General features: G+C 39.4%; 22 protein-coding genes. 10 read left to right on the top strand and 12 right to left on the bottom strand.

Translation table 11 applies throughout. The features are described 5' to 3' along the window. Nucleotides 1-88 precede the first annotated feature (88 nt). From QNI15_RS32855 to QNI15_RS32845, 3 genes are all read left to right on the top strand, one after another. The gene (locus QNI15_RS32855; protein WP_313992041.1) at nucleotides 89-418 is read left to right on the top strand and encodes a hypothetical protein; all 330 of its coding nucleotides are present in this window, start codon (nucleotides 89-91) and stop codon (nucleotides 416-418) included. A gap of 81 nt (nucleotides 419-499) precedes the next feature. Further along, complete coding sequence (locus QNI15_RS32850; RefSeq protein ID WP_313992038.1) at nucleotides 500-823, top strand: hypothetical protein; 324 nt, start codon at nucleotides 500-502, stop codon at nucleotides 821-823. Between the two features lie 166 nt (nucleotides 824-989). Continuing rightward, on the top strand, nucleotides 990-1,355 hold the full coding sequence (locus QNI15_RS32845; protein ID WP_313992035.1) for a hypothetical protein: 366 nt from the start codon (nucleotides 990-992) through the stop codon (nucleotides 1,353-1,355). Nucleotides 1,356-1,477: 122 nt separating this feature from the next. Here QNI15_RS32845 and QNI15_RS32840 read toward each other — a convergent pair whose 3' ends face one another. The 3 genes from QNI15_RS32840 to mazG all read right to left on the bottom strand — a co-directional run bounded on the left by QNI15_RS32840 (nucleotide 1,478) and on the right by mazG (nucleotide 3,463). Further along, nucleotides 1,478-2,011, bottom strand: coding sequence for a DUF4385 domain-containing protein (locus QNI15_RS32840; protein WP_313992033.1), 534 nt, complete (start codon nucleotides 2,009-2,011; stop codon nucleotides 1,478-1,480). Between the two features lie 123 nt (nucleotides 2,012-2,134). Further along, entirely contained in the window at nucleotides 2,135-2,596 is a 462-nt protein-coding gene (locus QNI15_RS32835; RefSeq protein WP_313992030.1) for a 3-oxoacyl-ACP synthase, read from the bottom strand. A 66-nt stretch (nucleotides 2,597-2,662) separates the two neighbouring features. Further along, nucleotides 2,663-3,463, bottom strand: a complete 801-nt coding sequence (gene mazG / locus QNI15_RS32830) for a nucleoside triphosphate pyrophosphohydrolase (RefSeq protein ID WP_313992028.1) — start codon at nucleotides 3,461-3,463, stop codon at nucleotides 2,663-2,665. A gap of 198 nt (nucleotides 3,464-3,661) precedes the next feature. Here mazG and queG point away from each other — a divergent pair, with 198 nt between their 5' ends. Beyond that, a complete protein-coding gene (queG, locus tag QNI15_RS32825) occupies nucleotides 3,662-4,603 on the top strand; it encodes a tRNA epoxyqueuosine(34) reductase QueG (RefSeq protein ID WP_313992025.1) in 942 nt (313 codons plus the stop codon). A gap of 40 nt (nucleotides 4,604-4,643) precedes the next feature. Here queG and QNI15_RS32820 read toward each other — a convergent pair whose 3' ends face one another. From QNI15_RS32820 to QNI15_RS32810, 3 genes are all read right to left on the bottom strand, one after another. Then, complete coding sequence (locus tag QNI15_RS32820; RefSeq protein WP_313992022.1) at nucleotides 4,644-5,207, bottom strand: hypothetical protein; 564 nt, start codon at nucleotides 5,205-5,207, stop codon at nucleotides 4,644-4,646. Between the two features lie 42 nt (nucleotides 5,208-5,249). After that, nucleotides 5,250-5,876, bottom strand: coding sequence for a DUF4190 domain-containing protein (locus QNI15_RS32815; protein WP_313992019.1), 627 nt, complete (start codon nucleotides 5,874-5,876; stop codon nucleotides 5,250-5,252). A 564-nt stretch (nucleotides 5,877-6,440) separates the two neighbouring features. After that, nucleotides 6,441-7,361, bottom strand: a complete 921-nt coding sequence (locus QNI15_RS32810) for a cytochrome c (RefSeq protein WP_313992016.1) — start codon at nucleotides 7,359-7,361, stop codon at nucleotides 6,441-6,443. Nucleotides 7,362-7,635: 274 nt separating this feature from the next. Between QNI15_RS32810 and leuD the strand changes: the two genes are divergently transcribed. From leuD to QNI15_RS32795, 3 genes are all read left to right on the top strand, one after another. Next, nucleotides 7,636-8,229, top strand: coding sequence for a 3-isopropylmalate dehydratase small subunit (leuD, locus tag QNI15_RS32805; RefSeq protein WP_313981240.1), 594 nt, complete (start codon nucleotides 7,636-7,638; stop codon nucleotides 8,227-8,229). Nucleotides 8,230-8,339: 110 nt separating this feature from the next. After that, nucleotides 8,340-9,416, top strand: a complete 1,077-nt coding sequence (gene leuB, locus QNI15_RS32800; protein ID WP_313992013.1) for a 3-isopropylmalate dehydrogenase — start codon at nucleotides 8,340-8,342, stop codon at nucleotides 9,414-9,416. 284 nt (nucleotides 9,417-9,700) lie between these two features. Beyond that, nucleotides 9,701-10,882, top strand: coding sequence for a 2-isopropylmalate synthase (locus QNI15_RS32795; protein ID WP_313981236.1), 1,182 nt, complete (start codon nucleotides 9,701-9,703; stop codon nucleotides 10,880-10,882). A gap of 65 nt (nucleotides 10,883-10,947) precedes the next feature. Here the strand turns inward: QNI15_RS32795 and QNI15_RS32790 are convergent, their stop codons facing one another. Both QNI15_RS32790 and QNI15_RS32785 read right to left on the bottom strand, forming a co-directional pair. After that, the gene (locus QNI15_RS32790) at nucleotides 10,948-11,142 is read right to left on the bottom strand and encodes a ribbon-helix-helix domain-containing protein (RefSeq protein WP_313981234.1); all 195 of its coding nucleotides are present in this window, start codon (nucleotides 11,140-11,142) and stop codon (nucleotides 10,948-10,950) included. 51 nt (nucleotides 11,143-11,193) lie between these two features. Next, entirely contained in the window at nucleotides 11,194-12,072 is an 879-nt protein-coding gene (locus QNI15_RS32785; RefSeq protein ID WP_314036025.1) for an SPFH domain-containing protein, read from the bottom strand. Nucleotides 12,073-12,246: 174 nt separating this feature from the next. Between QNI15_RS32785 and tsaE the strand changes: the two genes are divergently transcribed. After that, nucleotides 12,247-12,672, top strand: a complete 426-nt coding sequence (tsaE, locus tag QNI15_RS32780) for a tRNA (adenosine(37)-N6)-threonylcarbamoyltransferase complex ATPase subunit type 1 TsaE (RefSeq protein WP_313981229.1) — start codon at nucleotides 12,247-12,249, stop codon at nucleotides 12,670-12,672. Continuing rightward, nucleotides 12,665-13,894, top strand: a complete 1,230-nt coding sequence (locus tag QNI15_RS32775) for an alanine dehydrogenase (RefSeq protein WP_313981227.1) — start codon at nucleotides 12,665-12,667, stop codon at nucleotides 13,892-13,894. Before tsaE ends, QNI15_RS32775 begins: the two co-directional genes overlap by 8 nt. Nucleotides 13,895-13,919: 25 nt before the next feature. Here the strand turns inward: QNI15_RS32775 and QNI15_RS32770 are convergent, their stop codons facing one another. Beyond that, nucleotides 13,920-14,900: a CPBP family intramembrane glutamic endopeptidase gene (locus tag QNI15_RS32770; RefSeq protein WP_314036023.1), complete on the bottom strand. Its 981-nt coding sequence runs from the start codon at nucleotides 14,898-14,900 to the stop codon at nucleotides 13,920-13,922. 207 nt (nucleotides 14,901-15,107) lie between these two features. On the opposite strand from QNI15_RS32770, the gene dusB reads away from it, so the two are divergent. After that, the gene (gene dusB / locus QNI15_RS32765; protein WP_313981223.1) at nucleotides 15,108-16,097 is read left to right on the top strand and encodes a tRNA dihydrouridine synthase DusB; all 990 of its coding nucleotides are present in this window, start codon (nucleotides 15,108-15,110) and stop codon (nucleotides 16,095-16,097) included. A gap of 405 nt (nucleotides 16,098-16,502) precedes the next feature. Here the strand turns inward: dusB and QNI15_RS32760 are convergent, their stop codons facing one another. The 3 genes from QNI15_RS32760 to QNI15_RS32750 are packed head-to-tail and all read right to left on the bottom strand — an operon-like array spanning nucleotide 16,503 to nucleotide 22,133. Further along, nucleotides 16,503-19,565 (bottom strand): efflux RND transporter permease subunit, encoded by a 3,063-nt coding sequence (locus QNI15_RS32760; protein ID WP_314036021.1) that lies wholly within the window; start codon nucleotides 19,563-19,565, stop codon nucleotides 16,503-16,505. 57 nt (nucleotides 19,566-19,622) lie between these two features. Beyond that, nucleotides 19,623-20,708 carry an efflux RND transporter periplasmic adaptor subunit gene (locus QNI15_RS32755; protein WP_314036018.1) on the bottom strand — a complete coding sequence of 362 codons (1,086 nt, stop codon included), beginning with the start codon at nucleotides 20,706-20,708 and terminating at the stop codon, nucleotides 19,623-19,625. Nucleotides 20,709-20,768: 60 nt separating this feature from the next. After that, nucleotides 20,769-22,133, bottom strand: coding sequence for a TolC family protein (locus tag QNI15_RS32750; protein WP_314036016.1), 1,365 nt, complete (start codon nucleotides 22,131-22,133; stop codon nucleotides 20,769-20,771). Between the last annotated feature and the right edge of the window lie 38 nt (nucleotides 22,134-22,171).

Here is a 22,171-nt window from a genome sequence, read left to right as displayed (position 1 = left end):
ATAGGTTACCATTTGCCCACTTTTAGTGAGAAACCACCCCGAACAATAAGATGAAAGTCTATTACTTACCATTTTATGATAGTTCAATATGGATACAGAAGATAGAGAAATACTTACAAGTCTTAGAAATAGGATGGACGAAATGATGCAATATCCTACAGAAGAGTATACTTATAATGATCTGGATGGATTTATTGAAGTTGCCTTGAGAGTAATTGAAACTTATGAGGATAGTCAGAAAGACATCTCCTCGATTAAGTATGTAGCGAGAGAATTACTACAAAGGTCCAGGCAACTGGTGTATGAAGATGTTGGTACTAGAAGTAAAGAACATATGGAGGAAAGTCTGACATCTGCGGAAATGCTTACATGTATATATGGAGCAATAGACTATTTCCTTGAACGAACTAAAACTTAAGCATAAGAAATAACGTAGTGATGGTGATTTATTGATTAAAGGAGCTAAAGAGTGAACTCTCCTTATTTAAGTGTAGACTAAATGAACACAGACAAAAGAGAAAAATTGCAAGAACTGATAGATAATATTAATTATGTGATCAAACGCAGAGATGAAGAATATGCTCATATTGATCTACAAAAGCATCTCAAGACTGCACTGGCTGTAGTTGAGTCTTATGAAAGTAATCTGGTTGGCATAGATGAGATCAAAAAGAAGACAACTGAATTGCTGCTTAAATCAGAAGAATTAACTGAAAAGTATTACGATGAAGAAGAAAGAAAAAGTGATAGCTTAGTTTTTACAAAGATGACTACGTTAGCTTTTAGTGCAATAGACTATTTTCTTAATGCTACTGAGTCCTGAACAAAAGAACAATTGCTTGTTCACAAAGCTATCCGTTTGCTTATTAATTAAGTAGGGAATTATTAATTAAGTAGGGAAAATTTACAGTAAACCACCGTCTATAAAAGTATTTTACTAACCCACTCATTTTATTTAATAGGTTTTATTTATCTAAAATGAGGAATTCATGAACAAGGATGAGGTCTATGCACAATTTTATGAGATAGTTGTTAAGTGGGCATTCTCAAATGCCAAAATCATAAATAAAAACAATCAGTTAGAAAATGTCCCGGTTAGTTCCAGTCAGATGCTGGATTTAATATATGCAGAAGATGGAGTAGGTAATGGCGATTTTCATGAGCTATTATTACTAGTTAAGGAGAATATTATTCTGGCAGTGGATCAATTGTGTAAAGATGAAATGTATAGCTGGAGGAAAAGAATAATACGACTCTCACTTGTAAAAGCCTACAATGCAACTGGTTCTAAAGACTTAATCGAAGTGCTTAATGAAATATCCGCTCTTGTATATTCCATGAAGATATCTGACTGAGTAACTATACAAATAAAGTTAGTAGAAAGAAAAAATATATTCTAGAATTTCTGTCTGGTATGTATTTACACGGTTAAAATAGGATATGCTCCATAATTACTTATTCTGAGAGGTAGATTGGTTCAGGTATACTTTTGAAGGAATATATCTCGTAGATGAAGATATTCCGGATTGCTTTTAGCCTTTGTCCAGTATTCCTTGAATATAGCAGCAGCCTGAGCTTTTTCATTTGTATCAGCATCACTTTGGCGAGTGTTAACAGGATTGCCTTTATATTGGCTACCACTGGAGTAGGGATAGGGAAGTATTGTTGTGTCCTTGGACTGTATCTGAGCATATTTGCGCCCACCTTTATAGTTAGCATATCTGCGTGCTCTGGTAAAGCCCATCTGAAGGAATTTTCGGGCCATATCAGCTCCTACAAAGTCCAGTTGGGCCAGATACTGTTGAAATAACTCAAAAATCTTCTTGGCAGAGTCCTCTGCAATTGCTGGCGTTTTGAATCGCCAATGAGGTAATATCTCGGACTTATAAGGTTCTACCAGCAGAACTCCCTGCTCTCCTACTCCCGGACGATACAATTCCGGATGTTGCCGGAAGTCTGTCTTCTTAAAATCAAGGCTATAATCAAATGCTTGCGTTTTCTTTTTTTCCATTTTAATCATAGTAAGGTGAGAGCTGATATCTTACCCAGAGATTATAGAAAAAAATATACCTCTGTCTTTCAGCAGGACAGAGGTATATTTGATTAGCCTAACTAATAAGTAAGAGAAGAATACTCAAATAACTTCTTTAATTTGAATAACTCTGTTCTGAAAATGAAATTCGTTTCCAGCTTTCAAATTAAGTAGCTGGACTCCAATAGGCGAATTAAGGGAAACAGCAAAGTAGTCTATCTTGTTAAGCGTAATTTTGCCAGCACTAATAGAAAGAAAAAAACGGTTTTGATCAGTAATAACCAAACTACCAGCCTGTGCTTTGTCATATTGTTTGTCTACATTAAGAGAGTCCAGTTCTTTTTTGAGTTTAAGTGCCTCTGCCAGTTGAGCTGCATGGCGGTCTCGTTCAATCTGCATCATGGCACGGGTAGTTTCATATTTATCTCCCGCACTGCTTTTAGACTCTTCATTAGCTGCAGTTTGAGCTGCTTCCATTGCCTGTTTCGCTGTATCTATACGTTGGGTTACATACTCTAAGCAATGAGCATATAATTGTTTTTTTAATTCTATCGAAGTGTTCAAGAAATTGGTATTTAAAATTCTGGTGATACATTGGCCACTAGTATATATAAGTGGTGTTTCAGAAAGTTACTCCTGCTTTTTTGCCTCTTCCCAGAATACGTCCATTTCGGCGAGTGTCATATCCTGTAGGCCTTTGCCTATTTTTTTGGCCTCTGCTTCCAAATAGTTAAACCGTTTGATAAACTTTTTGTTAGTGCGTTCCAGCGCAGTTTCGGGGTTGATGTCTATAAAGCGGGCATAGTTTACTAGTGAAAATAGCAAGTCTCCAAATTCTTTCTCAGCAGCTTCCGAGGGAACCTCACCACTTTCGTTAAAGGCCTCTTTAAATTCCTGGATCTCTTCTTCTACCTTTTCCCAAACCTGATGTTTTTCTTCCCAGTCAAATCCGGCACTTCTGGCTTTTTCCTGAACACGCATGGCTTTCACCAGAGCTGGTAATGAACCGGGCACTCCTGCCAATACGGATTTATTACCTTCTTTTAGTTTCAACTGTTCCCAGTTTTGCTTTACCTGTTCTTCATTGTCTGCTTTTACATCTCCATAAATATGTGGGTGACGTGAAATCAGTTTTTCACAGACAGAGTTGAGTACATCTGCAATATCAAAAGCCTGGGTTTCAGAGGCAATTTTTGCATAAAAAACAATATGAAGAGCAATGTCACCCAACTCTTTCTTTATCTCTGTAAGATCATTCTCGAGTATAGAATCTGACAATTCATACGTTTCTTCGATGGTCAGATGTCTGAGACTTTCCATGGTTTGTTTGCGATCCCAGGGACAACCCTCTCGTAATTCATCCATAATAGTCAACAAGCGGTCAAAGGCTTGAAGTTGTTCCTGGCGGCGAGGTGAAAGATTTTCAAACATAAATAGTTATGGTAAGGATGTAAATTCTTCAATGAATGATAAAAGTACAGGATTGTATAGCCTGAAGAAAGCCTTTACTCTCCTTTTAAATAAAAGTAGTACAATCGTTTTTATATGAAAATGTAACAGGAAGAGATTTCTTTTTGTTCAGCTTTTAGAACCAGTAAACTATCTTTGCTAAATCTTTTCTTTGTAACTATGTTCTCCTCTTCCAAAACACAAAATACCCAACTTATCAAGCAAAAAGCCAGTGAACTGGGATTTGCTTTTTGTGGTGTGTCTAAAGCTGATTTTTTGGAAGAAGAGGCTCCTCGTCTGGAACAGTGGCTAAATCAGAACAGGCATGGGCAGATGGCATATATGGCTAACTACTTTGACAAACGACTAGATCCTCGTTTGCTGGTAGAGGATGCCAGGTCTGTAATCTCTCTCGCCTTTAATTACTTCCCTGAAAAGGAACTATTTACTGATACCAATGATCTGAAAGTATCCAAGTATGCATATGGTATAGATTATCATTATGTAGTGAAAGACAAATTGAAAGCGCTTATTCAGTTTATTAAGGAGGAAATCGGTGAAGTAAATGGACGGGCATTTGTCGATTCTGCTCCCATATTAGAAAAGGCATGGGCAAAAAAGTCAGGGTTGGGATGGGTTGGAAAGCACTCTAACCTACTCAATCGGGAGATGGGAAGTTTTTTCTTTCTAGGTGAATTGATTCTGGATCTGGAACTGGAAGAAGACGGGCCTGTTAAAGATTATTGTGGTACCTGTACCCGTTGTATAGATGCCTGCCCTACCGATGCCATTACAGAACCTTATGTAGTAGATGGAAGCAAATGTATTTCCTATTTTACTATTGAACTAAAAGAACAAATTCCGCCAGATGTACAGGGTAAATTTGAGAACTGGATATTTGGCTGTGATATTTGTCAGGATGTTTGTCCATGGAATCGATTTGCAAAGCCTAATAAGGAAGCACAGTTTCAGCCTTCAGAAGCCTTGCAACATATGAAAAGAGCAGATTGGGAGGAGATAACAGAAGAGATATTTAAAGTATTATTCAAAGACTCACCTGTAAAACGTACCAAGCTAGCTGGTCTTAAGCGAAATATTGATTTTGTGACAAAAGACCTCTAACCGATATAGGATAGACCTACTTGATTGAGAATACATGCTCTCAGGGTGTATACATCCAGATGGCAATAGCTGCTGCAAAAGCTACCAGCATCATCAAGCTAAAAAAGAAGCCTACCATAGCAGGTATCCTGGATTTTCTGTTTTTATGAGTGCCATTCAAACTTTTGACTCCCAGAATCATACCTGTAATAGCTAGTAGTATAGCTCCAAGCCCTATAATCAAACTGAATGTGCCTATTGCAATCTCTAAACTTACAAATGCCAATACATATGCACTAATTGTTGTCCTGAGAGATATTCTGCCAAGCTTTTGTGATGTTTGCTCATTGAGTTTTAGTTTTTTACGATGTACATATAACTTGATGGAGTCCTTTACTATTCCTGGCACTATTGTTACTGAACCTTGTTTTTGTGGTTCTGAATAGTGTTTGTTAGAAGGAGAATCTAACATTACTTCCATAGGCATTTGTGCCCCTTGAGCATTCATAGTAACCAATGTATCTGGGCAGGCAACTTCTGTTTGTGCTTTGGCTTGTTTAAGGAGAGATACTGTGATAAACAATACATAACTCAGACGGTATAGCCTATATCTAAGAGGATACATTAGTAGAAGCCATATATTGTTTATCGTTTGTATCATTCAAGGCTACTGATTCCAGGCAGCAAAAAGTAATAACAGAACCAGAAGAATTAATGTTATAAGTACTAAGAATGAACCTCCCAGTGAAATACCTGCAATTGCCAGACCTCTCCCTCTAAATAGATCTGGAGACCTGCGAATTTGATTAAGGCCAACAATACCACTAATGATAGCAAAAACAGCACAGAATAAAGCTAGTAAACCAAATATACCACTGCCGAGAGGAAGTAATACTAAGGCAAATGCCCCAATACCAGACCATAGAGAAGCACGTGCCATAGGGTTTACTGTCTGTATGGTGGCAGATCGGCGCCGTGTATAAAGTTTTGTACTATCATCCAAAGATTTATAAAGTTGTTTGGCTAGTTTCATTTGTTTTAGTAAGCCCGGCTTGCGAGTACTGGTACTATAGATAATCTTGTTTTCTACTAAACCAGTAGCAGGAAGATAGAAATCATTCGAAACCTGTGCTGCATTTACTGTGTGGCTACTATCCAGAGAGACTACTGCATCGGGTAAGTCAGGTGAAATAGTTTGTTGGGAGTTAGAGTATGTCTCTTTAGATAGTAGGTGCACAGGATGGCAGGCCAACAGACACAGACAGCCTATTAGCATGAGTAAAGTTGTTTTCATAGATGTTTTAGGTGTATCTGGAAATGAATTGGTCGTAATCAAACCTTTATGTTCGCTAATCGCACTAGTGAACACTTAGTTGTTTATTATTTCAGGGAAAGAAGTTTTGTGTGGAATTCTACATATACTAAGATTACAAATATTGTGCAAACATGCTACTTGACTTATACAATATTTTTTAATTGCATAAACTCCTGTTTGAATTGTTTTGCAGATAGGTGTAAGTCTCACACAATAGCAATCATAATGAACCATGCACAACTAAGACAATTAGTATTAATCTGATATTTCTCAGAAATAATCAGATTGTAGCTATTCTTCACCTGTGATCACTATTTTGATAATTAGTAATGGTGATCAAGATAATAATATTCTGGAAAATAGATCGGAGTTGGGATATTTTTGAGAAACGACTGGAGTTCCAGTCCCTTTCTGTCTTAATCAATAAGTTTGGGTTTCTATCCTGTACTGGAGCCTTGACCGGAGCTCGAATATTGTTTATAGTTGGCTTGTATTCGGATAATTTTGATGATAAATCTTCTACTTCCTGTCAGATTCGTGTTCTTAACGTTTGGCTAGTGTTTTAAAGTCTTTCATATAACCTATATACTGGATAATTGCAGTAATGTCAGCATCAGAAATGTTAGTAAGTGTGGGCATCTTACAGTCATTACGATACGATGATGGGTTTTTGACAAAGGCTTTCAGATGCTCAGGTTGCCAGTATTCCGTAACATTTTTGGGATAATTCAACTCTGGCCCCATCTTCCCTCCTATACCATTAATCGAGTGGCAGGTAAAACAATTGGTATGAAACAGGTTATATCCTTTAACCATTCGTTCATCTTTTGGGAATAATACTGTTAGTTCGGATGATACTGGAACCAACCGGATGCGCACAAGATTATAAGGCCATTTGTAACTATTATCTTTGGGGTCTGCTTCTGTATACACAATATAAAAAGGGGCAATTTTTGTCTCATGTCCCTTCTTTTTAATAGGTACCCACTCTTCTCCTTTTGGCGCTTCGGTATCCTGTGTTGCCAGATAGACTTTTGTTTGCATCAATTGTTGTAAAGGCATAGACGGGCTATAGCCATCTTCACACTCAAAGATTACCTGTGTTTGTGAGGCATCAAGACGTCTAACAGAGGAAAACGTATTCAGTATCATTTGTAAGGGTATTGCCTTAAATGTTTTGGATTTTAGAAAAACGGGGTCATGTGGTATTGTTATTGTCTCAGCAGGCTGTAATTGCCCCTTTTCTTTAAGAGCTACCAAATCAATCTGTAAGGTATCTGTAGACGTATTGGGGGTTGTCTGGATGATAGTATCTTTTGGGATAGCTTCTTTCTGATCCTCCTGTGTCTGTGAAGTGCAGGCCAGTAAACTACCTAATACGATAAATGAAAACCACTGTGGAAGTGAATGAAAAAGAGAGGCAAAGCTTACAGGCTGGTACTTTGTTTTGAATATCTTAATCATATGACAAATAATAAGGGACAATTCTGTCCACAAAGATAATTGATTACAGGTGTTTCTTCTGACATACCGCCATAAGCACTTGCAAGTTATAAGGAAAGTATTGTTTCCAGAATGATATATACTAAAATCCGTCAGGTTATTTATAGTATTTTTTTTCTCTTTCACATACCTTTGTCCCTTTGGGTCGTTGTTATCAGCTAGATAATACTATTGCTCTAAAGCATATCTGTTATTTCGAATAAAATTCTTTGTACGATCAACAATACATTTGATTATGAGTAAGGAAAAATTCACGTTATTAAAATCCTCTGCGGTTCCTTTGCCTATTGAAAATATAGACACAGACCAGATTATCCCAGCTCGTTTTTTGAAAGCAACTACCCGTGACGGATTTGGAAAAAATCTATTTCGTGACTGGCGCTTCAATAATGACGATGAAAGCCAACCTAAGCCTGATTTTGTACTTAACAATCCTACCTATTCGGGCAAGATTCTGGTAGGTGCAAAGAATTTTGGAATGGGTAGTAGCCGTGAACATGCTGCATGGGCTATCTATGACTACGGTTTTCGTGTAGTAGTATCCAGCTTCTTTGCTGATATCTTTAAAAACAATGCCTTGAATACTTTCCTGTTGCCGGTTCAGGTTTCAGATGAGTTTTTGAAAGAAATTTTTGCTGAAATTGAAAAAGATCCAGCTACACAACTGACTGTTGATCTGGAAAAACAAACTATATCTCTTGCAAACGGACATTCCTCGTCTTTTGATATCAATCCTTACAAGAAATCTTGTCTTTTGAACGGATATGACGATATCGATTATCTGCTTAGTTTGAAAGAAGAAATCAAAGCTTATGACTTAGCCCATTAAGTTATAAATAGTTATTTATAGCATTTCCAGACACGAACTCAAACAACTTATTATCTAACACCTTTGTGTTTACACTGTTTTCGCAGAAGTATACATGAAATTGTAATCCAATGAAAAAAACATACAAAATCACTATTCTTCCAGGTGATGGTATAGGACAGGAAGTAACCCGCGAAGGGAAAAAAGTATTGGAAAAAATTGCTGCCAAGTTTGGGCATACCTTCGAATTTGATGAAGCAACCATTGGCCATGCGGCTATTGAGACGACCGGGAACCCACTGCCAGATGAGAGCCTTGCCAAAATGAAAGCATCTGATGCAATCTTGTTTGGTGCAGTTGGTCATCCGAAATATGACAATGACCCTACTGCAAAAGTACGTCCAGAACAAGGCTTGTTACGTATGCGTAAAGAGTTGGGATTGTATGCCAATCTGCGCCCTATCAAATTATTTGATGAACTGCTTGAAGCATCCAGTATCAAACCAGAAGTATTGCGTGGATCAGATATATTGTTTTTTCGTGAGTTGACAGGAGATGTGTATTTTGGTGAGAGAGGCCGTAAAGACAATGGAGATACTGCCTATGACACCATGATTTATAGCCGATATGAAGTAGAGCGTATTGCTCATAAAGCATTTAAGGCAGCCATGACCCGCAAGAAAAAAGTGATGTCTGTAGACAAGTCCAATGTGCTGGAAAGTAGCCGATTGTGGAAAGAAGTGGTAAATGAAGTAGCCAAACAATATCCGGAAGTGACACTGGAGCATCAGTTTATCGATGCGGCAGCTATGCTTCTGATCAAAAACCCAAAGGCATTTGATGTAGTATTGACAGGAAACTTGTTTGGGGATATCCTTACAGATGAAGCATCACAGATTGCAGGCTCTATGGGTATGTTGGCTTCTGCCTCTGTAGGTGATACTGTAGGACTATACGAACCTATTCACGGTTCTGCTCACGATATTACAGGTAAGGGTGTGGCTAATCCGCTGGCATCTATTTTATCTGCTGCTTTATTGCTGGATATATCTTTTGGAATGAAAGAAGAAGCAGATGCTGTTATCAAAGCTGTTGAACAAACCCTAAAAGCTGGTTTCCGCACTCGTGACATTGCAGACGCAAATACGCCTGCTGCAAATATTCTGAACACAGAGACTATGGGTGCCAAAGTCCTGGAATTTATTTAGTTAGATCTTCGTTATACTATTGTTTTTCCTGTTCATGCAGATTCTTATTGTTTTCATGAACAGGAAAAATATATTGCCTACAACCCGAAATACTCTGCATGCATCCTGTTTTGTGTGTTTGTAAATATTTGACAATCAATGTTTTGCAAATCTGGAGTGCATATTTGTAGTTTTTTTCTTTTCCATTTTGGACAAAAACCACTATCTTGGAATTCGTTTGCAGAAAAAATTTCTTTTCTAATTATTAAAACATCTCTGGTTTATTAACCTCAACCCCGTGTACCATGGCTGAAAAAGTTCACATCTTCGACACTACTTTACGTGACGGCGAACAAGTCCCCGGCTGTCAATTAACCACCCCGGAAAAAATTGAAGTAGCCAAAGAACTAGAACTACTAGGCGTAGACATTATTGAAGCAGGCTTTCCAATTTCAAGCCCTGGTGACTTTAATTCAGTAATTGAAATATCAAAGGCTGTTTCCGAACCTGTAATTTGTGGATTGGCCCGTGCTGTAGACAAAGATATTGATGCTGCTGCCGATGCCCTTCGCTTTGCAAAACGCAGTCGGATTCATACAGGGATTGGTGCTTCTGACATGCACATTAAATATAAGTTTAACTCTACCCGTGAAGAGATTCTGGAGCGTGCTGTATGGGCTGTAAAATATGCTAAAAGCAAGAAAGTGGATGAAGTAGAGTTTTATGCAGAAGATGCAGGACGTGCGGATCTTGAGTTTCTTGCCAGATTGGTAGAAGCTGTGATTGCTGCCGGTGCCAATGTGGTTAATATTCCTGATACAACAGGGTATTGTTTGCCTCAGCATTATGGAGAGAAAATAAAGTATTTGTTTGATCACGTCCCTAATATTGATAAAGCTATTATCTCTGCACATTGCCACAATGACCTGGGATTAGCTACTGCCAATAGCATTACTGGCATCATGAATGGTGTACGTCAGATCGAATGTACTATCAATGGTGTTGGTGAAAGAGCTGGAAATACCTCTCTGGAAGAGGTTGTGATGGTTATGCAAACCCATAAAGATCTGGGTTTTGAAACAAACATCAACTCCAAAGGATTGTATGGTATCAGCCGTCTGGTATCTGACCTGATGCGTATGCCTGTACAGGCTAACAAAGCTATTGTTGGTAAAAACGCCTTTGCTCATTCATCTGGTATTCATCAGGATGGCTTCCTGAAACATGCTGAAACTTACGAAATTATCAATCCGGAAGATGTAGGTGTGCCTGCTTCCTCTATCGTATTGACTGCTCGTAGCGGTCGCCATGCATTACGTTATCGTCTTGAGTTACTGGGTTATCTGTTCGACAGAGAGGAATTAAACAGCATGTATGATAAATTCATTGCATTAGCTGACCGGAAAAAACTAGTAACAGATGATGATCTACAGGAATTGGTAACTACTGAGTATCCTGTTAAAGCAGAAGCGGCTAAAAAACACTAATCTATACATATACTAAAACCGCCTGTTTGCAAAAACAGGCGGTTTTTTATTATGGATATTGTCCATTATTCTTCTTGTGGGGCTGGGTCAGAGTTCTTCTTCTCTTCCAATCGCCCGTTTTCTCGTAGCGCTTTTACCAGAAGATATTCAATCTGTCCGTTTAGGCTTCGAAATTCATCTTCAGCCCAGCGTTCCAGTGCATTCATTACATCAGCCCGGATACGTAAGGCAAATGCTTTTTTGTCCGTTTTGTCTGCCATTGTAGTTGGTAGGATTAATCAGGACCATCAGGCACCCAATGAATTTATTTTTTAATGATATAAAGTTCCTGCATTCAATACGGGTTGAGTGCCTTTTTCTCCGCAAAGGACAACCAGCAGATTACTTACCATGGCAGCTTTGCGTTCTTCATCCAATACAACGATTTCTTTCTCAGAAAGTTTGGACAAGGCCATCTCTACCATACCAACAGCACCTTCTACAATCTGGCGGCGGGCTGCTACTACTGCTGTAGCTTGTTGACGTTGCAGCATTGCTCCTGCTATTTCCTGTGCATATGCTAGGTGGCTGATTCGGGCTTCCAGTACTTTAATACCGGCTCTGTCAAGGCGTTCGTTCAATTCTTTTTCCAGCAGGTTATTTACCTGATCTGCACTGGCTCTTAACGTAATACCATCTGTATGCTCGTCAATATCATCATAAGGAAATGTATTGGCCAGATGGCGCACCGCAGCTTCACTTTGAATAACTACATATTGCTGGTAGTTTTCTACTTCTAAAGTTGCTTTTGCGGTATCCTGTACCTGCCAGACCAGTACTGCACCTATCTCGATTGGGTTGCCCAGTTTATCGTTTACTTTCAACACATTTCCATTCTGGTTACGAGCTCTTAGTGAAATATGTCTTTTGGTAAAGAAAGGATTAATCCAGCAAAAACCTTCTCTTCTTGCCGTTCCTTTATATTCTCCAAACAACAACAATACTTTGGCTTCATTAGGATTGTTTATAAAAAAACCGGGAAGAATAAATACAAAGGCTAGCAGACAGAACGCTCCCATCAGACTTGCCAAAGAAATTGGTGGTGTAGAAAAATCTGCTACAATCAGTACAATGCCTGTAATAAGAGTAATCAGTTCAACAAATACCATAAGGTATCCGGAAAGAGGTAAATAGAGTTTTTCGCGTGTCATAGTAGTTTAGATTATTGTGATATTGTAATGATATCAGATAGATATAATATTTGCAACTATTTACCTTCATTAATTTTAATCTGTTTCATTTGAAATCATAAAGAAGAAAGAAAGACTTGCCAGGCAGACATAGGGATATTATTTTTGAGTTTCGTTTTTTTAACTCAGACGCCCTTGTTTACACTTAAATATAGTTCCCTGAAAGAATTACCTTTCATTGCTGGTTTTCTGATAAAGCTGGCAGATGAATACAAAGTGTGGTTGCTGGAAGGTGAGATGGGTGCAGGTAAAACCACTTTGGTAAAAGCTGTTTGTGAAAGACTAGGTGTGAAAGACACCGTTCAGAGCCCTACTTTTGCCTTGGTCAACGAGTATCTTACTGCGAAAGGTGAGTCCTGTTATCACTTTGATTTTTATCGTATTAAGGATGAAACCGAGGCAATGGACATGGGTATAGAAGAGTATTTTGACTCGGATAGTTATTGTTTTGTAGAGTGGTCGGCAAAAATTCCTCATCTTTTACCTGCAAAATATCTGAAAATTAGTATTAATTTAGATGCGCAAAACGGCCGAATCTTAGAATTATCCAAACATGGGTAGCCAAATTTCCTCTTCCGGGATAGAAGAACTTGCCTCACAAACGGCATTATATCCGCAAGAATCATTGCTGGCAGTGAAAACTACGCAAAAACAGTTGTTTATAGGTTTACCTAAAGAACGGGATCTGGACGAGAGCCGCTTGGTACTCACGCCAGAGGCTACGTCTATTCTCACACGTAATGGACATCGTATTTGTGTAGAAACAACAGCTGGCCAAGCAGCTAAATTTAGTGACCAGGCCTATAGTGATGCAGGCGCCACTATTGTTTATTCTGCGAAAGAAGCTTTCGAGGCGGACATTGTCTTAAAGGTTGAACCCCCTACTGATGAAGAAATAGGATATCTGAAACCTGGTAAAACACTGATTTCAGCACTGCAATCGGCTAAACTGACTCATACCTATATTGAGGCGCTGAATAAACGGAAGATTACAGCATTAGCATTTGAGTTGCTTCAGGATAAGGTCGGAGGCATGCCGGTTATTCGTGCGATGAGTGAAATTGCAGGTAATACAGTGATGTTGATTGCGGCAGAATATCTCAATAGTGCCAATAACGGCCGTGGAATTATTCTTGGTGGCATTACCGGGGTTCCACCTACCAAAGTAGTAGTGTTAGGTTCTGGTACGGTTGCTGAATATGCTGCCCGAACTGCTATGGGTATGGGAGCAGAGATTAAAGTATTTGATAGACATATCTACCGTCTCCGACGACTTAAGTATGCTGTAGGGCATCAGATTCATACCTCTACCTTAGAAACAGACTTACTGGCAGAAGCTCTCAATAGGGCTGATGTAGTGGTGGGTGCTATGCGTATGGAAGAAGGACGCAGTCCTATTGTCGTAACCAATGAAATGGTGTCGACTATGAAGCCTGACTCGGTTATCGTGGATGTGAGTATTGATCAGGGTGGATGTTTTGAAACCTCAGAAATAACAACACATCACAATCCAATCTTCCGTAAATATGGTGTGATTCACTATTGTGTGCCTAATATCGCCTCACGGGTTGCTCATACTGCTACAATGGCCCTGAGTCATATATTTACACCTTATTTGTTGGAAATGGGTACTTTGGGAGGAATTGATGAAATGATCTTCCGCAATAAATGGTTTATGAAAGGTGTATATACCTATAAAGGAAGTGTAACTAATCAGCATATTGCCCGAAAATTCAATATGCCACATAAAGATCTGAATCTGCTTATGGCTGCTCGCCTGTAATAAACAGATTCAGATCTTTTTATTTTTAACGATAGTTATATTCCTCAGAAATTGACTGATTAGGTTGAGAATACTGATCAAATAACCGTTTCAGATACCACAAAATCACACTGCTTATTGCTGCTGCAATCAGGGCCTGGCTCCAGGTGATCCATTCGGTGTGTTCCAGATCTATTTTTGTTTTTTCAGATTTGTTAAAGAAAACGCCAAGAACTGTTACTCCATTATTGATAAAGTGTGCCCATATCGCATACCATATATTACCAGACCAAACATATAAATAGCCAAATACAACCCCAAGCAACAAGCGGGGAATAAAGCCATCTAACTGAAAGTGGATAAAACTAAAAATAGCCCCTGTAACCCATACTGCTGCATGAGGATTTCTAAACCAGCGTAGAAAAATGGACTGCATTGCTGCTCTGAACATAAGCTCTTCACCAATGGCAGGCAAAACAGCAATTACAATAAGGGCAATAATCAGTCTGGAAAATGAATCAAAGTTTGTTAAAAATTGAGTCAATTCGCCTAACTTTTCCTGTTGGCTACGAGACCAATCTTCAAAACCAGACAGCCAGTCAGGTAAATCCCAATTGCGATTCCATTGATAAATCCACTCATTCAGAATGATAAATGCCAATCCCAGAAAGACAATAAGCAATAAAGGAATAAAATCTATCTTCGCATTTGTATTAATTGACCGAAGAGTTTTCCCTTCAATAAAGAACAAATAGATCCAGGCTGCAAGAATAAATCCACCAAATGAAGAGAATGCCTGTACTATCATCACTATTTCCCAGGCATGGGGATGTGAGAAATCATTATTACTCGTCATTTGATTAATCTGTAGAAGTGCAGCTACTGGATCTCCATCAAAATAAGGAAGAACAGATAGTATCCCTAGTACAAAAGTTCCTAGAGAGAGACCAAGTAAACCAAAGCCAACTAGCAGTATAAGACCAATAATAGGATTAACCAATGGACGAGGCGGATACGGTTGTTGCATAATAAAATGAACCAATAAATGGTTAGAGAGGTTTTCTTTTGCAAAGATACATGTAAATTCTTGAGAGACCAGAATCTGGCTGGACAGTTGCTGTTTACTAATGGTAAACGGTTGCAATTGTTGACGGATTGCTCAAAAATTGAGTATCTTTGCAAATTTAGTAGTAATGTAACTATTTATTTTAAGAGTAAAACCAAGCTTTTGTCTATGGCTAAGATTCGGGAGATAGAATTAGGCGAGTTTCCGTTGCTGCTGGCTCCTATGGAGGATGTCAGTGATCCTCCTTTTCGTGCAGTATGTAAGGAAAATGGAGCAGACCTGATGTATACGGAGTTTATTTCTTCCGAAGGGTTAATTCGGGATGCAGCCAAAAGTCGGCAGAAGCTGGATATATTTGAATACGAACGACCTATTGGCATACAGCTGTTTGGTAGTGATGTGGAAACAATGGGTAAATGCGCTGAAATATCTACAGCTGCACAACCAGATCTGATTGATATCAACTATGGCTGTCCGGTAAAAAATGTAGCTTGCAGAGGAGCTGGGGCTGCCTTGCTACAGGATATTCCTAAGATGATAAAGATGACAGAGGCAGTTGTGAAATCTACTCATTTGCCAGTTACTGTAAAAACGCGCCTGGGATGGGATGATAATACAAAGAACATTCTGGAGGTAGCAGAACGCTTACAGGATATAGGTATTGAGGCACTTACCATTCATGGACGTACTCGTGTACAAATGTACAAGGGAGAGGCTGACTGGACCTTAATAGGCAAAGTAAAAGAAAACCCACGTATACGCATTCCTATATTTGGGAATGGTGATATTGATACGCCTGAGAAGGCGCTGGAATATAAAAACCGTTATGGTGTGGATGGTATTATGATTGGTCGGGCTTCGATTGGGTATCCATGGGTCTTTCGGGAAATTAAACATTATCTTCAGACAGGTCAGCATTTGACTCCACCTACTATTCAGGAGCGGGTGGATGTATGCAAAAAACACCTGGATTTTTCTATTCGCTGGAAAGGTGATAAACTGGGAATCTTTGAAATGCGCCGCCATTATACCAACTATTTCAAAGGATTGGATCACTTTAAATCCTATCGGATGCGTCTGGTAGAATCACCTGATTATGCAGATATACTCAGCATATTGGATGAGGTTGCCGATCATTTTAACACAGTGGCTATATAGACTTTGTAACTCTAAATAAACAAGAAAAGCGACAATGGTTTGTCGCTTTTCTTGTTTATAAGTAATTGATAATAAGTCCTCCAAACTATATAACTCCTTGAAGTCTGATTTCTGAACTCACGATAATTTTGCTTTCGAGCATAACTCTGGTCACTTTTCATGTGTGCGTAGATTTCACGGCAAAAATTTTTTTCACAAAGGTAAGATGGCTTGTCGGCCTAATGAACAAATTGCGCCCAACTCTAATCACTTTTGCTTTTAAGCGGAACTCTGATCACTTTCTCTACTGCGCATAACTCACCGCAACAAGAGAAAGTGATCGGAATTCACCGCAAAATTACTGATTGCATAGAACTATGCACATTGAACCTTTTTGCCGTAAATTAAACGCAAGAGTTTTGCTTATTACTCGCCTACTACCAACTGATTCTTCAATTCAACTTTTGGAGGTAATAGCTTATACATGATAGGTGTCACAATTCTTGACAATAAAGTCGAACTAATTAAGCCTCCAATCAGTACAAGAGCCAGTGGCGAATAGAGTGGATTGCCTTCTATTGCCAGAGGAATCAAACCCCCTATTGCTGTCAGTGAAGTTAATACAATCGGGACAAATCGGATTTCACCTGCATGTTCAATCGCTTCCTGTAGCTCCATACCTTCTTCGCGAAGCTGGTTGGTAAAATCCACCAATAAAATAGAGTTTTTGACTTCTATCCCTACCAGAGCAATCAATCCAATGACTGCCACAAATGACATCGGATAGCCAGTAAGTAAAAGCATGACGATGGCTCCTACAATGCCCAGTGGAATAACTGATAACACAATAATGGAGCTTTTGAAAGTGCCAAATTCCAGAATCAATACACCCAGAAAGCCAAAAGCTGTAATCAGTATGATCGTCCCTAAACCTCCAAAGGATTTCTCTCTGCTTTCCAGTTCTCCAGCTGCTTTGTATGAAAATCCTTCTGGAAACTTCATAGCATCCAGCTTTTGTAACACTTGTTGGTATACATTGTCTGTCAGATAACCACTTTTAAGGAAGGCAGTCACAGATACATACCGATCCTTGTCATAGTGTCGGATCAGGTTAGTAGAAGTTTCTAACTGAATGTCTGCAATCTGCTTGAGAGGTACAGCTGTTCCGATGGCAGAGTTAACGTACAGATTTTTGAATACTTCCAGATCTGCGTATTTTCCTTTGGGTACTGTGGTTACAATATTGTAGTCATCACCATCCTCATCTTTGAATACACCAATGTTTAGGCCTGCTACGGCTAAGCGTATAGTACGGTTGATGTCCACAATCGGAATACCCAATAAGCCGGCCTTTTCTTTATTGATACGTATTTTCAGACTGGTTTTGCGATTGGCCAGAGGATTGTTTACATAAATTGTTCCTTCTGTTTGTTTCAGGATAGATTCTACTTTGGCTGCTACTGTTCGCATGGTATCCAGATCTTCACCAAATACACGTATGGCAATAGGTGCCTCCTGATTAGGACCTTGTTCAAAGTCCTTTACCTCAATTTTGGCATTGGGGTATTTCTGAAATTTTATCCGCAACTGGTCTATTAAAGCCACTTTCTGAGCTACCGGCATTTCTTCTGTTTGTACAAAGATCTGCGCAAAGTTAGGAGACTCCCCTTTTTGAATAACATTGTAATAGATGCGAGGATTTCCTTTTCCAACATTGGAAGTAAAGTAGGCAACTTCTGGTGTCTGATGCAGATTAGCTTCTACATATCTTGTCACTCTGTCCGTTTCGTAAATGTTAGATCCTTCCGGTGTTTCGATGTTGATCAGAAACATAGGCTTTTCTGATTTCGGAAACAAACTGAAACCTACTGTCGGTAGTAACATCAGTGTTCCTCCAAAAATTAGTCCGGCTACAACCAAAGTAATAACAGGGTGAGCCAATGCTCTGTGTAACAATTTACTATAGGTACCACTGATACCTTTCTTCAGGATACGAAGAAAAAAGTTTCCTTCCGGATTGTGGTGGTGTGCCAGAATACGGCTAGATAAAAACGGAACAATGGTAAGCGAAACCAGCAGTGAAGCAATAATAGTGTATGTTACCGCCATTGGAAGACTTCTGATAAAATCACCTGAAGCCTCAGGCAAAAAGTTCAATGGCATAAAGGCAAGTACCAGTGTCGTGGTACAGCCAATTACCGCAAATGTAATTTGTTTGGTCGCTTTAATGGCAGCTTCCTTTTTACCATATCCTTCCCGAAGATAACGCTCAATATTTTCAACCACCACAATAGAGTCATCTACCAGAATACCCAATGCAACAATCAACCCTACAATACTGAGCTGATTAATCGTAAATCCGGTATAATCCAACGCTGCCAGCCCCATGGCTATAGATAGTGGAATAGAGATCATAACTACTGTAGAGGCACGCCATCCTAATGGAAGTAATGTGATCAATACCAATACAATCGCAATCAGGAAGTCCTTAGCGAATCTTGTAAGACGGTGCTTGACACTAACCGACTGATCAAAATTTTTCACCAGCTTAATGTCTACAGGTAATTCTTTTTTAAACGACTCCAGTACTGGGTTAATCTTATCTCCTACACTGAAAATATTTTCGTTAGACTTTTGGCTGGCAGTTACCAGTACACAACGTTTTCCATTGATACGGGTAAGGTGTTTCTCTTCATCGTAGTTAAACTCAATGTTGGCAACATCTTTCAGGTAGATGATTTTAGTACCAGAAGTATACACAATCGTATTGCGCATTTCATCCAGATTTGAATAATCACCACTTGTCTTAACATTGAATTTCCGGGTATTGAGATTTACACTACCTGCCGGGATATTCAGGTTCTCACTTTGCAGTGCCTGTACTACTCTATTCAGAGGAATACCTTCCTGAGCCATCTTCTCAATGTTTAGTGAGATACGTACAGTTTGTTCCGGATAGCCCCAGTCATCTACGTTTTTCAGACTTTTAACTTTCTCCAGGCGTTCTTTAAGCTTGTCAGCATAGTCGCCCAGCGTTTTGTAGGAGGCAGACTCTGACACCAGAGCTGTTTGTAAGATACTTACATCTGTAGGTGAGAATTTCAGGATATTCATTGAGAAAATATCCTGCGGTAAAATGGTTTTAAGTGCATTTACTTCCCGAACAATCTCCTGGTATTTTTCATCCGGATCGGATTCGTATTTGTATTCAATAGTAACTACCGCAAGTCCGTCATCAATGCTGGAGTAGATGTTGTTCACATTTTCCAGTTCGTTTAATCGCTTCTCAACCGGATCTACCACCAGTTCTTCCATGTCGGCAGGGTCTGTGCCAGGATAGACAATGACCAGACTAAATGAGGGCGCCTGAAATTCGGGATCTTCTCCCCGGGGCATATTGAAAAGGGAGTTTAGCCCAAGTCCTACAACGGCTATAAACAGAACAAGCATAAACTGCCAGTTTTTGACAGAAAATTCAGCTATGTGCATCTTCAGGTAAAATTAAAAATGAGGGGATGGCTATATTATCAGTGTATGCAGCAAACACTATTTGATTGTGCCGGAATCATTCATGACTGCTACATCAGCTCCTTCAGTAAGGAAGGAGGCGCCTGCAGTTACTACCTCTTTTATTCCTTCGAGTCCACTGGCAATCATAGCTCTTTGGTTATCAAAAAATGCAACCCGAACAGGTAGTTTCTTTACAGTGTGTTTGTCGGCGCTGACCACATATACAAAGGCCTGCTGACCGTTACCCTCTACTAAGGCTTCAATCGGAATAATAGAATAGGTATGACTTTCATTCGGGATGATTTCTGCACGAGCAAATAAGCCAGGTGCAAAACGCTTATTGCCTGGTTTTACCTGTACCTCTATCTCATACAGTTTATTCTGTGGATCTGCTGCCTGAGCTAATTCTGTTACAGTACCTTCAAATGCATCATTGGGATAGGCATCTAGTGTTACTTTGGCTTTGTCCCCAATTGAAAGTTTTGCCCAGTCTTTATCTGAGACACCTACACGTACTACCCAATTCTGTTGTCCGGTGGCAGCTACATATAATACCTGAGCACCAGGGCTAGCCAGTTCTCCTTCATTCATTAGCTTTTTCAGGACAGTACCACTCGTTGTAGCACGAAGCTGAGAGTAATTCTGGTTAAACTGTGCAATCGTGAGGTTTTGGCGTGCCACTTCCTGTGCTGTAGTTACATTCTGAAGCTGTTCCAGGGTCGCTGCCGTATCTGCATAGAGTCCTTTCACACGTTGCAGATCGCGTTCTGCTTTCTCATATGACTGTCGGGCTTGTTGTACCTGGGCATTGATTTCAGTAAGGTTTAAAGTTGCCAGTAGTTGTCCCTGACTTACTTTTTGTCCTTCTTTTACATAAATTTTATCAATAATTCCCCCTGTTTTGAACGACAAGCGAGCTTCTACATCAGATGAGATTAATCCTGATGTAAACACAGATTCGGTGCGGGTTTCTTCTTTTACAGAAGCAGTTTGTATCGCAACGGACGTATCGTCTTTCTGTGCAGCTGTAGTGGATTTGGCTTTCTGGCAAGCTACAAAACTCATGGGTGCTAGTTCGAGTGCCAGTAGTACTAAGTATGAAGGTAGGCGAAGGTTTTTCATAGTATTTTCTATACTAACAGAGTAAGAGAAGATGGTCTAAATTCTTGTAAAGTGTGTCTATTACTGTAATGCAATGACTTTATTTAGCTGAGCCTGTTTGGCCTGTAAATCATATCGTGCGATAGAGACAGATAGTCGGGCGGTTGTGACATCGTTTTCTGCCCGTAGAAATTCAACCAGTAAGGCTTGGTTGTTGCGATAACGGCTGTCTATGATCCGGAAAGATTGTAATGCTTTATTTAACCCTTCTTCCGCTGCTGTCAGACTTTTTCGGGATGCCTGCAAATCATAATAAGCCTGAGTAACTTGTAAGCGTATCTGCTGTTGTAGTTCTGTGAATTTACTGGAAAGCAGGTTGGCCTGGATACGCGATTGCTGTTCTTTGGATCGTTTTTCTCCTCCTTTGAATATATTCCACTGAAGACCAAATTGTGCAATCGCATACTGTTGTGAAGAATCAAATGTATATCCATACCCTTGATATCCTACGCTTCCTCCTGCGAATACATTGGGTAGCAGACGGTTATTGCGATTAAGCCGTATGTTGTTTTCGTTTGCTTTGATACTATGGTTAATCTGCTGGATCTCCTGACGGTTGGAAAGAGCTGTTTGTTCGAGATCTGTTAAAGATGTTTGAGCAGCAGAAGTATATGCAGCAGAATCTACCAGAATAGAACTAGCCAAATCCCGATTCAGCAAAAAGTTGAAATAAGAGCGGGCCGTCTGTTCATTTTTTTCTGCAAAAGCTAACTGTTGCTCTATTTTTGAGATCTCATATTCAGAAGAGAATACAACATCCTTGGTAGCTGTATTATTAGCAACTAGCTTCTGATTTAGTTTTAATAACTCCTGTAATATCGTTTTTGACTGAGTCAGTACTTTACTGGCTTCCAGAGTCTGAAGATATTGATAATAGGCACCTACAATCGTGTAACGCAATTCATTTTCATAGACATTGCGTCTGGCAAGTTGAGCTGAGACAAGATCTTTCTGAATTTTGTAGCTAAAGTATATATCAGAGTTAAAGATGGATTGCTGGAAAGCAATGGTTGTCTCCTGAAAATTATTGGGAGCGAGTTGTATATCCACATTCTGAACAGACGGAAACTTATCTGTGCCTGTCATCTGATTCAAGGTTGCATATACAGGATTAAGTAGATCCCCTACCGGAAATTGCAGACGCCGCCCTCCATAAGCAAGAGTATAAGTAGCATTAAGATAAACCCGTGGCATATACAATGCCCGTACCTGTGTTAGTGTCTCCATACTTTTTTCAAGTTCGAGATTTTCCTGCCTCAGAGTCAGATTGCTTTTTATCCCTTCTTTTACATAGTCTTCTAAGACAGCCGATTGGGCATATAACATAGAGGGAAACAACAGGACAGTAAACATCCGGAAACAACGCGTTGTAATCCTGGTGATCATGTTTTAAAAAGTTAACACTGTTTAGTAATGGGTTAAAA

It is taken from the genome of Xanthocytophaga flava (assembly GCF_030068545.1).
Taxonomy (GTDB): Bacteria; Bacteroidota; Bacteroidia; order Cytophagales; family 172606-1; genus Xanthocytophaga; species Xanthocytophaga flava.
Note: the sequence above shows the minus strand (reverse complement) of the source record. Positions and strands in the feature narration are given on the sequence as shown.

Bases quoted from the DNA above. Each gene is read 5' to 3' on its own strand.
- QNI15_RS32855 (WP_313992041.1), top strand. From the start codon at position 89: ATGGATACAGAAGATAGAGAAATACTTACAAGTCTTAGAAATAGGATG.
- QNI15_RS32850 (WP_313992038.1), top strand. From the start codon at position 500: ATGAACACAGACAAAAGAGAAAAATTGCAAGAACTGATAGATAATATT.
- QNI15_RS32845 (WP_313992035.1), top strand. From the start codon at position 990: ATGAACAAGGATGAGGTCTATGCACAATTTTATGAGATAGTTGTTAAG.
- QNI15_RS32840 (WP_313992033.1), bottom strand. From the start codon at position 2,011: ATGGAAAAAAAGAAAACGCAAGCATTTGATTATAGCCTTGATTTTAAG.
- mazG (WP_313992028.1), bottom strand. From the start codon at position 3,463: ATGTTTGAAAATCTTTCACCTCGCCGCCAGGAACAACTTCAAGCCTTT.
- queG (WP_313992025.1), top strand. From the start codon at position 3,662: ATGTTCTCCTCTTCCAAAACACAAAATACCCAACTTATCAAGCAAAAA.
- QNI15_RS32820 (WP_313992022.1), bottom strand. From the start codon at position 5,207: ATGTATCCTCTTAGATATAGGCTATACCGTCTGAGTTATGTATTGTTT.
- QNI15_RS32815 (WP_313992019.1), bottom strand. From the start codon at position 5,876: ATGAAAACAACTTTACTCATGCTAATAGGCTGTCTGTGTCTGTTGGCC.
- QNI15_RS32810 (WP_313992016.1), bottom strand. From the start codon at position 7,361: ATGATTAAGATATTCAAAACAAAGTACCAGCCTGTAAGCTTTGCCTCT.
- leuD (WP_313981240.1), top strand. From the start codon at position 7,636: ATGAGTAAGGAAAAATTCACGTTATTAAAATCCTCTGCGGTTCCTTTG.
- leuB (WP_313992013.1), top strand. From the start codon at position 8,340: ATGAAAAAAACATACAAAATCACTATTCTTCCAGGTGATGGTATAGGA.
- QNI15_RS32795 (WP_313981236.1), top strand. From the start codon at position 9,701: ATGGCTGAAAAAGTTCACATCTTCGACACTACTTTACGTGACGGCGAA.
- QNI15_RS32790 (WP_313981234.1), bottom strand. From the start codon at position 11,142: ATGGCAGACAAAACGGACAAAAAAGCATTTGCCTTACGTATCCGGGCT.
- QNI15_RS32785 (WP_314036025.1), bottom strand. From the start codon at position 12,072: ATGACACGCGAAAAACTCTATTTACCTCTTTCCGGATACCTTATGGTA.
- QNI15_RS32775 (WP_313981227.1), top strand. From the start codon at position 12,665: ATGGGTAGCCAAATTTCCTCTTCCGGGATAGAAGAACTTGCCTCACAA.
- QNI15_RS32770 (WP_314036023.1), bottom strand. From the start codon at position 14,900: ATGCAACAACCGTATCCGCCTCGTCCATTGGTTAATCCTATTATTGGT.
- dusB (WP_313981223.1), top strand. From the start codon at position 15,108: ATGGCTAAGATTCGGGAGATAGAATTAGGCGAGTTTCCGTTGCTGCTG.
- QNI15_RS32760 (WP_314036021.1), bottom strand. From the start codon at position 19,565: ATGCACATAGCTGAATTTTCTGTCAAAAACTGGCAGTTTATGCTTGTT.
- QNI15_RS32755 (WP_314036018.1), bottom strand. From the start codon at position 20,708: ATGAAAAACCTTCGCCTACCTTCATACTTAGTACTACTGGCACTCGAA.
- QNI15_RS32750 (WP_314036016.1), bottom strand. From the start codon at position 22,133: ATGATCACCAGGATTACAACGCGTTGTTTCCGGATGTTTACTGTCCTG.